The sequence below is a fragment of the Phycicoccus sp. Soil802 genome, assembly GCF_001429605.1.
Classification (GTDB): domain Bacteria; phylum Actinomycetota; class Actinomycetes; order Actinomycetales; family Dermatophilaceae; genus Pedococcus.
The window spans coordinates 290,085-302,748 of record NZ_LMSS01000003.1; the positions used below are offsets into that span (position 1 = coordinate 290,085).

10 protein-coding genes, 1 tRNA gene and 1 riboswitch are annotated in these 12,664 nt (G+C 71.0%); of the genes, 6 read left to right on the forward strand and 5 right to left on the reverse strand.

What is annotated here, in order from left to right; translation table 11 throughout:
• Positions 1 to 40: 40 nt before the first annotated feature.
• On the reverse strand, positions 41 to 1,291 hold the full coding sequence (locus ASG91_RS08005) for a DUF4032 domain-containing protein (RefSeq protein ID WP_056922103.1): 1,251 nt from the start codon (positions 1,289 to 1,291) through the stop codon (positions 41 to 43).
• Positions 1,292 to 1,451: 160 nt separating this feature from the next.
• A complete protein-coding gene (locus tag ASG91_RS08010; protein ID WP_056922104.1) occupies positions 1,452 to 2,561 on the reverse strand; it encodes an ABC transporter ATP-binding protein in 1,110 nt (369 codons plus the stop codon).
• Positions 2,562 to 2,820: 259 nt separating this feature from the next.
• On the opposite strand from ASG91_RS08010, the gene ASG91_RS08015 reads away from it, so the two are divergent.
• On the forward strand, positions 2,821 to 3,834 hold the full coding sequence (locus ASG91_RS08015; RefSeq protein ID WP_056922105.1) for a LacI family DNA-binding transcriptional regulator: 1,014 nt from the start codon (positions 2,821 to 2,823) through the stop codon (positions 3,832 to 3,834).
• Here the strand turns inward: ASG91_RS08015 and otsB are convergent.
• Both otsB and ASG91_RS08025 read right to left on the reverse strand, forming a co-directional pair.
• Positions 3,831 to 4,610, reverse strand: a complete 780-nt coding sequence (gene otsB / locus ASG91_RS08020; protein ID WP_056922106.1) for a trehalose-phosphatase — start codon at positions 4,608 to 4,610, stop codon at positions 3,831 to 3,833. The genes ASG91_RS08015 and otsB overlap by 4 nt on opposite strands.
• Complete coding sequence (locus ASG91_RS08025; protein ID WP_082593999.1) at positions 4,607 to 6,145, reverse strand: trehalose-6-phosphate synthase; 1,539 nt, start codon at positions 6,143 to 6,145, stop codon at positions 4,607 to 4,609. The genes otsB and ASG91_RS08025 overlap by 4 nt, the downstream gene beginning before the upstream one ends.
• Before the next feature lie 189 nt (positions 6,146 to 6,334).
• On the opposite strand from ASG91_RS08025, the gene ASG91_RS08030 reads away from it, so the two are divergent.
• From ASG91_RS08030 to ASG91_RS08050, 5 genes are all read left to right on the forward strand, one after another.
• Positions 6,335 to 6,763, forward strand: coding sequence for a CBS domain-containing protein (locus ASG91_RS08030; protein ID WP_056922323.1), 429 nt, complete (start codon positions 6,335 to 6,337; stop codon positions 6,761 to 6,763).
• A 40-nt stretch (positions 6,764 to 6,803) separates the two neighbouring features.
• On the forward strand, positions 6,804 to 8,495 hold the full coding sequence (locus ASG91_RS08035; protein ID WP_056922107.1) for a serine/threonine-protein kinase: 1,692 nt from the start codon (positions 6,804 to 6,806) through the stop codon (positions 8,493 to 8,495).
• Positions 8,496 to 8,545: 50 nt separating this feature from the next.
• Positions 8,546 to 9,985 carry a threonine/serine exporter ThrE family protein gene (locus tag ASG91_RS08040; protein WP_056922108.1) on the forward strand — a complete coding sequence of 480 codons (1,440 nt, stop codon included), beginning with the start codon at positions 8,546 to 8,548 and terminating at the stop codon, positions 9,983 to 9,985.
• Positions 9,986 to 10,116: 131 nt separating this feature from the next.
• A riboswitch (cyclic di-AMP (ydaO/yuaA leader) is annotated at positions 10,117 to 10,296 on the forward strand.
• A gap of 66 nt (positions 10,297 to 10,362) precedes the next feature.
• Complete coding sequence (locus ASG91_RS08045) at positions 10,363 to 11,031, forward strand: transglycosylase family protein (protein WP_371262035.1); 669 nt, start codon at positions 10,363 to 10,365, stop codon at positions 11,029 to 11,031.
• A gap of 322 nt (positions 11,032 to 11,353) precedes the next feature.
• A tRNA-Thr gene (locus tag ASG91_RS08050) sits at positions 11,354 to 11,426 on the forward strand.
• Positions 11,427 to 11,446: 20 nt separating this feature from the next.
• Here ASG91_RS08050 and ASG91_RS08055 read toward each other — a convergent pair.
• Positions 11,447 to 12,664: a tyrosine-type recombinase/integrase gene (locus ASG91_RS08055; protein ID WP_371262036.1), complete on the reverse strand. Its 1,218-nt coding sequence runs from the start codon at positions 12,662 to 12,664 to the stop codon at positions 11,447 to 11,449.

A 12,664-nucleotide genomic window follows, 5' to 3' on the forward strand; every position in this document is an offset into this window, starting at 1 on the left:
CGCGCGTCTGAGCCGCGATTCGGTTGGTGGCTGCAGTGGCTCAGTCGTCGTCGAACATGGCGACGACCGGCATCTCGACCGTGTCGACCCCGACGACGGTGGCCTCGTCGGGCTTGCTCGGCAGCACCGTCTTGACGTAGTCGGCGATCGCGTCCTCGATCGGCATGTCGTGGCCGGCCCGCTCGGACAGGTACCACCGGTGCTCGAGCACCTCGTGGAACAGCTCGGCCGGCTCGAGCTTGCCGCCCAGCTCGCGGGGGACGGTGCGGGTGATGGGCTCGTAGATCCGCTGGAGCCAGTCGTGCGCGACGATCTCCTCGTCGTCGTTCTGCCGGTCGGTGCCGGCGCGGTAGGAGTCGAGGTCGTTGAGCAGCCGGCGGGCCTGGTTCTCCTCCACGTCGAGCCCGGTGAGCCGCAGGAGTCGGCGCGAGTGGTGGCCGGCGTCGACGACCTTGGGCTGGATCTGGATGGTGGTGCCGCCGATGTCGGTGGAGATGGCCAGCTCGTCGACGTCGAAGCCGAGCTCGTTGAGGCGCCGGATCCGCTCGTCGACGCGCCACCGGTCGCCGCGCTCGAAGCGCTCGAGCCCGGTCAGCTCCTGCCACAGCTCGGCATAGCGCTCGACGATCCGGTTCGACGTGTCGACCGCGTCGACCCCGGCCTCGAGGAAGCCGCCGGCCTCGAGGTCCATCAGCTCGCCGGCGATGTTGACCCGGGCGATGTCGAGGTCGTGCTCGCGCTGCCCAGCGGTCAGGGTCTGGTGCAGCTCACCGGTCTCCGCGTCGACGAGGTATGCCGCGAACGCGCCGGCGTCGCGCCGGAACAGCGTGTTGGACAGGGACACGTCACCCCACCAGAAGCCGACCAGGTGGACGCGCACGAGCAGCACGGCCAGGGCGTCGATGAGCCGGGTCGTGGTGTCGGGTCGCAGCGACTGGCTGAACAGCGCGCGGTAGGGCAGCGAGAACTGCAGGTGTCGGGTGATCAGGCAGGCGTCGAGCGGAGTCCCGTCGGCCGCAGTGCGACCGCTCACCACCCCGAACGGCTCGACGCACGGCAGGTCCAGCCGGTTGAGCATCCGCAGCAGCTGGTACTCACGGACGGCGATGTCGGCCTTGATCTCCTTGACCGCCAGCACCTTTCCGGAGAGCTTGACGAACCGCACGACGTGGCGCGAGATGCCGCGCGGCAGCGCGGCGAGGTGCTCCTCGGGCCAGGTCTCCAGTGGCAGCTCCCACGGCAGGTCGAGCATGGCCGGGTCGGGTCGTGCCGCAGTGATCTCGAGTGCCACGCTTGATCCTCCCAGCGACGCGAGGACCGGGCATCACCCGGTCCGGGTCGGTTGCCAACATCGTTCCAATTGGAGGGTTGCTGACGGGGTCGGGGGCAAAGCCGGTGTGGCCGGCTCCCGTGAAGGGGAGCCGGCCACACGGCATACGGTGCTGTTCGGGTCAGTCGCCGAGACGCTGGCCGGAGCTGGCGTCGAAGGCGTGCACGTGCCCGGTCTTCGGGGCGAGGAAGACGGTCTCGCCCTTCTTCGGGGGCTTGCGACCGTCGACGCGGGCGATGAACGGGCGCTCGCCCTCAGCGTCCTCGTCGGCCTCGACGTGCTGGTGGGCCTTGGTGGAGCCGTAGATGTAGGCGTCGGCGCCGAGCTCCTCGACGACGTCCACGGTGACCGGGATGCCCTGGCCCTCGGTGGTGAGCTCGAGGTCCTCGGGGCGGACACCCAGCGTGATGTTCTTGCCGGAGGAGGCGTCGAGGATGGCGCGCTCCACGGGGACCGTCGAGCCACCGACCTTCACGCCACCGTCAGCCACGTCGACGTCGAGCAGGTTCATGGCGGGGGAGCCGATGAAGCCGGCGACGAAGACGTTGTCCGGGTGGTCGTACATGCGGCGCGGGCTGTCGCACTGCATGAGGATGCCGTCCTTGAGGACCGCCACGCGGTCACCCATCGTCATGGCCTCGACCTGGTCGTGGGTCACGTAGACGGTGGTGACGCCGAGGCGACGCTGGAGCGACGCGATCTGCGTGCGGGTCTGGACGCGGAGCTTGGCGTCGAGGTTCGACAGCGGCTCGTCCATGAGGAACACCTGGGGCGAACGGACGATCGCGCGACCCATGGCCACGCGCTGGCGCTGACCACCGGACAGGGCCTTCGGCTTGCGCTCGAGGTACTGCTCGAGGTCGAGGATCTTGGCGGCCTCCTCGACGCGCTTGCGGATCTCGCCCTTGTCGACGCCGGCGATCTTGAGCGCGAAGCCCATGTTGTCGGCGACCGTCATGTGGGGGTAGAGCGCGTAGTTCTGGAAGACCATCGCGACGTCGCGGTCCTTGGGGGACAGGTTGGTGACGTCGCGGTCACCGATCCAGATCTTGCCGGCGTTGACCTCTTCGAGGCCCGCGAGCATGCGGAGGGAGGTGGACTTGCCACATCCGGAGGGGCCGACCAGGACGAGGAACTCGCCGTCCTCGATGTCGATGTTGAGCTTGTCAACCGAGGGCTTGTCGTTGCCCGGGTAGAGCCGGGTTGCCTCGTCGAACTTGACTGTTGCCATGGCTTCGTTGCCTTTCCTTCACCGGCAGGAACGTGCCGGACGATCCGTTGTAAAGGGTGGTGCTGCCGCCGACATCGGTGTCCGCGGTGGGCTCAGTCTGGCCCAGGGTGCGGCGTTGCGCCAGTGCTGGTCCACGTCTGGTGAGACGGTGTGAAAACGTTTGCGCCGGTCGCGCGCCGGTGGCGACGCAGCGGCATACCTGAAAAATCTTGCAGCGTGTGGTCGGTGAGGCCTGCAAGTTCTTGCTACCGTCACCGCCATGAAGGCGAGACTGGCTGACATCGCGGCGCACGCCGACGTCAGCGAGGCCACCGTCAGCCGGGTCCTCAACGACAAGCCCGGCGTGGCCGAGGCGACGCGCGAGGCGGTCCTCACCTCGCTCGACATCCTCGGCTACGACCGGCCGTCCCGGCTGCGGCGCAAGACCGCGGACCTCGTCGGGCTGATCGTGCCGGAGCTGACCAACCCGATCTTCCCCGCGTTCGCGCAGATCATCGAGACGGCCCTGGCGCGGCACCAGTTCACGCCGGTGCTGTGCACCCAGACGCCCGGGGGAGTGCACGAGGACGAGTACGTCCAGATGCTGCTCGACCGAGGGGTCGCCGGCATCATCTACGTCTCCGGCCAGCACGCCGACGTCACGACCGATCCGGAGCGCTACACGAGCCTGCGGGAGCGGGAGCTGCCGATCGTGCTCGTCAACGGCTACCAGGAGGGCATCGACGCGCCGTTCATCTCCAACGACGACGTCGCCTCGATGGAGCTCGCGTTGACCCACCTGGTGCAGCTGGGGCACACCCAGATCGGGCTGGCGGTCGGGCCGGAGCGGTTCGTGCCGGTCATCCGCAAGATCGACGGCTTCCGCACCTCGATGCGCACGCTGCTCGGCCGGGAGCACGTCGACGAGCTGATCGAGCGGACCATGTTCTCGGTCGAGGGTGGCGACACGGCGGCCGCGCGACTGATCGAGAAGGGCTGCACCGCGGTCGTCTGCGGCTCCGACCTGATGGCCCTCGGCGCGATCCGGGCGGCCCGGCGGGTGGGCAAGCAGGTGCCGGCCGACTTCTCGGTGGTCGGCTACGACGACTCACCACTGATCGCCTTCACCGACCCGCCGTTGACCACCGTGCGACAGAGCGTGCAGGCGATGGCCGAGGCCGCCGTGCGCGCGCTGCTGGACGAGATCGCCGGTGAGCCCGCGCCCCGCGCCGAGTACGTCTTCCGCCCCGAGCTCGTGGTGCGGGCCTCGACCGGAGCCGCTCCCGGCCGCTAGCCGGACGAGCGGGAGGTGCGCCGCTCCAGCAGGTGGGTCAGGGCCTCGGCGGCGTCCTCGGGGTGCTCGACCCGGAACCGGGCCGCCGTCTCCCCGTCGCCCACCTTGACGGTCACGTCGTCGGGTCCGAGCGCCCGGAACGCGTCCTCGTCGGTCACGTCGTCGCCGAAGTAGGCGACGGCCTCGGCGCCCACCTCGTCGCGCAGGGCCACCAGGGCGGTGCCCTTGTCGGCCCGGACCACCCCGACCTCGACCACCTGCTTGCCGTGCAGGACGTGCAGGCCGGTATGCCGCGTGGTCACCTCGAGCGCCGCGGCCTCCACGGCGTCGGCGGCCTCGCGGTCGGGCATCCGGCGGGTGTGCAGGACGACCGCGCTGGGCTTGGTCTCCAGGTAGACGCCCTCCGGCCGTCCCTCGGCCACGGTCTCCAGCTCGCGTGTCACCCGCTCCAACGTCTCCTGCTGCTCGGGGGTGAGGTCCACTGCGGTGGCCCGGCTGGTCTGCGCCCCATGGGTGCCGATGCGGGTGACGGCGCTGTCGGCCAGGCCGGTGAGCGAGGTGAGGGTGTCGAGGTCGCGGCCGGAGACGACCGCGGCGTGCGTGCCGGGGAGGGCGGCGAGGCCCTCCAGCGCCTCGATGGTGCCGGGGAGGGCACGCGACTGCGAGGGGTCGAGGACGAGCGGGGCGAGCACACCGTCGAAGTCCGAGGCCACCAGCACACGCTGTCTCGCGGCCAGCTGGTCGAGGGCGGCCACCAGGTCGGGAGGCAGGGTCATCGGGGCGTTGCCTTGGCCGCCGCTGCCTTGGCGGCCCTGGCATGGTGCAGCTCGCGCGCCGTGCGGTCGGCCCGGGCGTGCTCGTCGTCGGCCTTCTGCTCACGCGTCGAGCGCTGGGGCCGCTCGGGCGCGACCTCGAGGGCCTCGAGGAACCGGGAGGCCCAGCGCTGCACGTCGTGGTCGGCAACCCGGCGACGCATCGCCCGCATGAGCCGCCGCTTCTCCTTGTCGGGGGTCTCGATGGCTCGCATGATGGTCTGCTTCAGGCCCTCGATGTCGTGCGGGTTGCAGACGAACGCCTGGTGCAGCTCGTGGAAGGCCCCCGTGAACTCGGACAGCACCAGTGCACCGCCCTCGTCGTAGCGGCAGGTGACGTACTCCTTCGCCACGAGGTTCATGCCGTCGCGCAGCGGGGTCACCAGGACCACGTCGGCCGCGAGGTAGAGCGCGGCCATCTCCTGCCGCGGGTAGGAGTGGTGGAGGTACTGCACGGCGGGGGCGCCGATCCGGCTGTGCTCGCCGTTGAGCCGCCCCACCTCACCCTCGATCTCGTGCCGCAGCTCGCGATAGGCGGCGACCCGCTCCCGGCTGGGGGTGGCCACCTGGACGAAGACCTCGTTCGGTGGGGACACCCTGCCCTCCTCGAGCAGCTCGCCGTACGCCTTGATCCGGTGGCCGATCCCCTTGGTGTAGTCGAGCCGGTCGACCCCGAGCAGCAGCGTGCGGGGGTTGCCGAGCGACTCCCGGATCTCCTGGGCGCGCTGCAGCGTCTCGGGCTGCTTGGCGACCGCCTCGAGGCCCACGTAGTCGATCGAGATCGGGACGGCGCTGGCCCGCACCCGTCGGCTGTCCTCGGCCCGCGACACCGAGACGGTGTCGCCCTTGGTCGGCAGCCCCAGCAGCTGGCGGCAGGCCCGCACGAAGTTCTGCCCGTCGGCGACCCGCTGGAAGCCGAGGTAGTCGGCACCGAGCAGCCCTTCCAGGACGGCGCGTCGCCAGGGCAGCTGGGCGAACAGCTCCACCGGCGGGAACGGGATGTGGTCGAACCAGCCGATCCGCACGTCGGGACGCAGCTCGCGCACCATCGCCGGCACCAGCTGCAGCTGGTAGTCGTGCACCCAGACCGTCGCACCCTTGGCGGCGACCTCGCAGACCGCCTCGGCGAACCGGCGGTTGACCGCCTCGTAGGCGGTGAACCAGTAGCGGTGGAACGTCGCAGGGACGATCACGTCGTGGTAGATCGGCCACAGGGTGTCGTTGCTGAAGCCCTCGTAGTAGTGCGCGACCTCGTCCTCCGACAGGGCCACCGGGCGCAGGTACATGTCGTCCTCGACGAACGGTGCCGGTGCGTCCCCGGCCTCGCCGGCCCAGCCCACCCAGGCCCCCTCGCGACCCCGCATGACCGACTCCATGGCCGTCACCAGACCCCCCGGGCTGGTCCGCCAGGACTCCTCCCCATCGGGTCCGACGACCCGGTCGACGGGCAGTCGGTTGGCGGCGATGACGAGGTCGAACTGCTTCTGGCTGCGAGGCACAGGGAATCAACTCCACGGTTTCGTTGCGAAGGCAACCCTATGTCGGGGGCCTGCCCCGCGGCATACCCGCATCCGTCCCGGCCCACTCGCAACCTGAGCACCCTGGGGGCGCCCAGGTTGCGGGGAGGTCGCTGTCCACCGCAGGTCGCTCCCCTAGCGGTGACCCTTCCAGCGGTCTACCGTCTGAACATGAGGATCTCGGATGTCGTGCGACGCAAGGGTGGCCAAGTGGTCACCATCCGCTCCGAAGAGACCGTGGAACGGCTGCTCGACCTGCTCGCGGAGCACCGCATCGGTGCCCTCGTGGTGAGCGATGACGGTGAGAGCGTCACCGGCATCGTCAGCGAGCGCGACGTCGTGCGCCACCTCCAGAAGGACGGGGCCGCCGTGCTGCTGGCACCCGTGGGCTCGATCATGACGGCCGACGTGAAGACCTCGGGGCTCGACGTCCCGATCGAGGAGCTGGCCCGCACGATGACCGAGATGCGGATCCGCCACGTGCCCGTCGTGGTCGACGGCAAGCTGCACGCGATCGTCAGCATCGGCGACATCGTCAAGCACCGGATCGACGAGCTGCAGTCCGAGCGTGACCAACTCGTTGGGTACATCCAGCAGTAGCCTCACCCGTTTCACCGGGCCCCCCACGTACCGTGTAGGGGTGACCACGGAGGCGATCGAGGGGAGCGACGGGCGTTCCGCCGTGCCCGACGGCCCCCGGATCGGACCGTACCGGCTCATCCAGCAGCTCGGCGAAGGTGGCATGGGTGTGGTCCACCTGGCGCTCGACCCCAGCGGCCGGGCGGTGGCCCTCAAGCTGCTGCGCCCCCACGTCGCCCACGACCGCGACGCCCGCACCCGGCTGGCCCGCGAGGTGCAGGTGCTCAGCCGGATCCGCGACGACCGGGTCGCTGCGGTGATCGACGCTGACCTCGACGGCGACCGCCCGTACCTCGTCACGCGCTACGTCCCCGGCCCGGCGCTCGACGACGTGGTGAAGGAGTCGGGGCCCATCCGCGGCGAGGAGCTGCTCCGGCTGGGTCGCGGGCTCGCCGAGGCGCTCGACGCCATCCACGGGGCCGACGTGATCCACCGCGACCTCAAGCCCGGCAACGTCCTGCTGCTCGACGGCGACCCGGTGCTCATCGACTTCGGGATCGCCCACGTGGCCGACGACGTGCGGATCACCATGACCGGGCTGGTGATGGGCACGCCCGGCTACCTCTCGCCCGAGGTGGTCGAGGGAGCGCCCGTCACCGAGGCGACCGACTGGTGGGGCTGGGCGGCGACGCTGGCCTTCGCCGCGAGCGGCGCCCCGCCGTTCGGCCGTGGCCCGATGGACGTCGTCCTCTCGCGGGTCAGCCGCGGCGAGGCCGACCTCGCCGGCGTCGACCCGCGCCTCGCGCCGCTCCTGTATGCCGCGCTGTCGCCCGTGCCGCGCGAGCGCCCCGACGCCGACGAGGTCGTCGACGCGCTGGAGCGTTACGCCACCGGCCAGCCGGTGACGGAGGCACTCACGGCGCCGTCGCGGCATACCCAGGCCTTCGAGCACCGGCCCACCGCCCGCTGGGAGCGGCCCGCGGTCGCGCCTGCCCCGGTGGCCCGGCCGGTCGAGCCTGCCCCGGTCGCCGAGCCCGTCTGGTCGCCCGACCCCGAGGGCGAGCTCGTCCCGTGGGACGAGCCCGAGGGCGAGGTGTCGGAGTGGCAGGCCGCCTGGGAGGGTGGCGCCGGCCAGCCGGACCCGCGCATCGGACGGCCGACCCGCACCGGCACCCTGCTGGCGCTGCTGGCCGCAGTCGTCGCGGGGGTCGCGGGCTTCCCGGTGGTCGCGGCGATCTTCGTCGTGCTCTGGTCGTGGGCTGCCCGCACCGCCGACCGCTCCGTCACCTCCCTCGTCCTGCGGCGGCACACCCGCGGACCGCGTCGGTCGGACGTGCCGGTGGCCGTCGTGGCGAGCCCCTGGCACCTGGTCGTGGGCGCGCTCGCCACCGTCGTCAGCGCGATCCTCCCGCTGGTCGTGGGCATCTGTGCCGTCTTCAGCACGGCGCTGGGCACCGTCGCCGTCTACGGCGGCCAGCCCCAGCCCAACTCCTCCGGGCCGCTCGCGGTCGGGGCGGCGGTCGCGGTCCTCATGGCGTGGTGGGGTCCTGGCGGCTCGGGCCTGCGCAGGGGCACCCGCAGCATCGTCCGCGGCCTCAGCCCGGGGCCGCGTGGCACGAAGGTCGTCGTGGCGCTCGCCCTGGTGGTGGCCGTCGGGCTGGTCGTGGTGATCGTGCAGAACGGCGGCATCCCGCAGTGGTGGCCCAACGACCCACCCACGGCCGTGCTCCCCGGTGTGGGCCTGACCGGATGACCGAGGGCGTCCCGGACAGACCCGTTCGGCCTCCCGCCAGGCGTCGCCCGGTGCTGCGGCACAGCCGGATCTGGCGCGGCGAGGAGCTGACCGAGACCCTGCCGATGGTCGAGTCCCTGCGGCACACGCCCTACCGCAACCCGCGCGTGCGACAGGCGGCCGCCGAGGAGCGCGAGGCGCGGGCCTCGCTCGACCTCGCCCTGCGGGTCGGCGAGCTCATGCTGCGCTGCGGGGCCGGCGCTCCCCAGGTCGAGTCGTCGGTCGTGGCGGTGGCCGCGGCAGCCGGACTCGACAACCTCGAGGTCGACATCACGCTGCAGTCGCTGCTGGTGCAGTGCACCACCGGTTCCGGGGTGCCGATCACGATGCTGCGGGTGGTGCGGTCGTCGACGCGTGACTTCGCCCGGCTCACGGCCGTGCACGAGTTCGTCGAGAACCTCGTCGCCGGGTCCTACGACCGCGAGGCCGCCGCCGCCCAGCTGCGCGAGATCCGCCGGGCTCCGCGGTTCTGGCCGAAGTGGATGGTGCGAGGTGCGCTCGGCCTGCTGGCCGCCGCGATCGCGGTGATGCTCGGGGCCGGTGCGGTCGCCGCGCTCGTCGCCGGGTTGTCCGCCCTGCTGGTCGGGTATGCCGCGCGGACGCTCGGCAAGGGCGGCCTCCCGGACTTCTACCAGTGCGCCATCGGAGGGTTCCTCGCGACCGTGCTCGCGTGGGGCGCGTTCAGCCTCGGGGCGGCCGGCTGGCTGCCGGTCTCGTCGTCGGACTTCGCGTTCATCGTCGCGGGCGGGATCACGGTGCTCCTGCCCGGTCGGACGGTCGCCTCGGCGTTCGAGGACGCGATCTCCGGCTACTCCGTGACCGGTGCCGGGCGGATGTTCGCGGTGTTCCTCACGACCGCCGGGATCATCCTCGGGGTGGCGACCGGGCTGCAGCTGACCCTCGCCCTGACCAGTGCCTTCGACCTCGACGTCGCCTCGCCCTCCATCGTGTCCACCCAGGCGCTGAACGCCCCGGTGCTGCTGGCGGTGGTCGGCGCCTTCGTCGTCGGGCTGGCGGGCGCGGTGTCGTTGCGCACCGGCCGGCTGCTGGTGGTGCCGAGCGGCGTGCTGTGTGCGGTGGGCGTGGCGGTCTCGCTGGCCGTCTCGAAGGTCGACGGGCTGGGCCAGCTGTCCGCCGCCGGACTGGCCGCGATCGTGCTGGGGTGTGCCGGACGCCTCCTGGCCCTGCGGATGGGCGCGCCGGCGATGGTGCTGGTGGTCCCGGCGTCCTACGGCCTGCTCCCGGGTCTGGCGATCTTCCGGGGCCTCTACGAGATGGTGAACGGGTCGTCCGCCGACTCCGGGACCCTGTCGCTGCAGGGCGGGCTGACCACGCTGCTGGGGGCGATGGCAGTGCTCCTGGCGATCGCGGCGGGCAGCGTGCTGGGGGAGTTCATGGCGGCGCCGTTCGACCACCGGATGGTGCAGAAGCGCCGCGCTCGCCGCCGCTGAGCCCTCTGTCGGCGAACGAAATGTGGCGAATTCTCGCCAATCGGTTGTCGCCCTGCCGACAGCCCCCTACCGTGTCTTACCTGCGCCAACGCGCGGTCACAACTGCACACGGCATACCCAGACAACCATGCACACCCACCGCGCCGAGCCTCGTCAGGTGGGTGTCCCGCCGGAAGATCTCCGGGCAGACGAGGACGGGGGAACCCAACGCGGCCACCACGGTGGCCTTGGGGTGAAGCCGGCTCACGCCGGCCGGGCACCTGACAGCCCGAACCCGACAGCTAACCCCGCAGGCGCCGGTCAGGAGAGGAACCCCCCCACCCATGTTCTATGCCCCGAAGCACTCTGCTCGGAAGGCCAACCCTGTTCGACGGCGCGTGACCGGTGTTGCCGTGGCCGGTGTCGCCACGGTCGCGGGTGGCATGGCCACGGCCAGCAGCGCGCAGGCCTCGACGGTCTGGGACCGCGTTGCTGCCTGCGAGAGCGGTGGCAACTGGTCGATCAACACGGGCAACGGCTACTACGGCGGCCTGCAGTTCTCCGACCGCACGTGGGACGGCTTCGGTGGCGAGCGCTACGCCCCGACCGCGAACCGCGCCACGAAGGCCCAGCAGATCACCATCGCCCAGAAGGTGCTCGCCTCCCAGGGCCCGGGCGCGTGGCCGACCTGTGGCGCCCGCGCCGGGCTGACCCGCGCCAACGGTGGCGCGGTCGACGCCGGCTCGACGACCAGCCGGGCCTCGCGCTCCACCACCCGCACGGCTCCCGCGGCCCACTCGACCACCGGCAAGCTCGTCGTCGACGGCATCCGTGGCCCGAAGACCAACGCCGCCATCGAGCGCTGGGTCGGTGGGTCGGTCAACGGCACGCTGTCCCGCACCGACGTGAAGGCGTTGCAGCGCAAGGTGGGCTCGGCCCCCGACGGCATCATCGGGCCGAAGACGATGCGCGCCCTGCAGACCAGGATCGGCGCCCGCAAGAACGGCGCGCGCTACCTGGACCGCGCCACGGTCCGCACGCTGCAGACCTACCTGAACGCCCGCTGACCCCGCTCTCCGCACCGACGGCGGCCCGACACCTGCATGGTGCCGGGCCGCCGTCGTGTCCCCGTGGTTTCTGCTCCCGCGACTTGTTGCCGCCTGTGGGGCACCGGGGGCCGGATCGGGGGGTCTGGTGAGGGATCCGTGGCAACAAGTGCGCGGGCTGCCTGACTTGTTGCCACCTGTGCGGCACGGGAGGCCGGATCCGGGGGACCGGTGAGGGATCAGTGGCAACAAGTGCGCGAGTCGGTATGCCGCGTGGGCGCCCGGGATGCCCGTGGCTCGCCACGCCGCCGGTACGATCGTCGCCGTCTGCTACGGCAGACCGGCCGGCGTGGCGCAATTGGCAGCGCACTTGTCTTGTAAACAAGGGGTTAGGGGTTCAAGTCCCCTCGTCGGCTCTCTGACCAGCATGTTTTCCTCAGGTCCCCTCGCCCTGGGCTACCGACCCACCGCTTTGCCCACCGCTTTCAAGGGTGAAGCGGCGTGGATCGACGGCTTCCAGTGCGGCAAGGACTCGCGGGTCGACCGATCTGCGCCCGAGATAGAAGTCGAGAGACATCGACACCCGGGAGTGTCCGAGCTGGTCGGCGATCATTCGCGGAGAGGCACCTCCGCCGTCGAGGATGGTGGCCATGGTCTTACGCCACGTGTGCGAGGTGACCCACCCGAAGCCGAGTCGATCTCGGGCGTCAGCCAACTGCCGCGACACGTTCCGGGGATCGCGGAAGCGGCCATCAACGGTGGCGAAGATCGGTTCGTCCGGAGCGACGCCAACCTCGGACCTGCGCCGCAACATCGCCACGCACCAGGTCGGCAGCAATAGGGCGCGCTGACCCGCCTTTGACTTCGTCGTCTTGCGCAGCAGACCCTGTCCAGTAACCCGAATCAAGGTCGACGTCACCGTCAGGGCGCCGGTGTCCAGGTCGACTTCGGTCCAAAGTACCGCCAAGGCTTCACCGATCCTGAGGCCGGTGGCCAGAAGGAATGCCGAAAAGTCCACCAGGTCCTGACGGACGGCAACCTGGTCCCCTGTCATGCCCATAAACCACTTTGCCTGCTCTTCGCTGGTGAGCGCTCGGGGCTCCTTGGCCCGGGTCCCCTCGAGCCGTTCCAGCTCGCGCGCTGGGTTTGCTGCGATCGCGCCCTGGCGGACCGCGAGGCTCAGGGCGCCTGACACGATCGATCGGCAGGTGCGTGCGGTAGCGGCGCCGACGTCCTGGTAGACGTCGAGCACGAAACGATCCACGACGGGCGTTGTGAGTTCCCGAAGCCTCAGGCCACCGATCCGGGGGAGCACATGACCTTCGAGCTGACGTCCGTATGTCTCCACGGTGCCAGGCGATCGTTGCCCTAGGTCGGCCAACCGCTGGATGCGGCTGAGCCAGACCTCGGCTGCCTCAGAGAGGGTCGAGGCGCCAGTCAGCTGACCGCCAGATCCACGACGCTTCCGTTCCTCGAGCTCGGCCAACAAAGCCTGACGGGCGCCACGAGGACTCGGCCCCCACCGCTCCACCTTTCGGACCTTGCCATCGAACCCGCGAAACCGGGCCCGCGCAACTACGGGGCTAGGCCCACCTTTCACGCGCTGGACCGACACGTCGCCCCACGCTCCCACCTCGAGTTCACGCCGGGCCAC

Excerpts from the sequence above, each read along its gene's own strand:
- ASG91_RS08010 (WP_056922104.1), bottom strand. The coding sequence starts at position 2,561 with ATGGCAACAGTCAAGTTCGACGAGGCAACCCGGCTCTACCCGGGCAAC.
- ASG91_RS08015 (WP_056922105.1), top strand. The coding sequence starts at position 2,821 with ATGAAGGCGAGACTGGCTGACATCGCGGCGCACGCCGACGTCAGCGAG.
- otsB (WP_056922106.1), bottom strand. The coding sequence starts at position 4,610 with ATGACCCTGCCTCCCGACCTGGTGGCCGCCCTCGACCAGCTGGCCGCG.
- ASG91_RS08030 (WP_056922323.1), top strand. The coding sequence starts at position 6,335 with ATGAGGATCTCGGATGTCGTGCGACGCAAGGGTGGCCAAGTGGTCACC.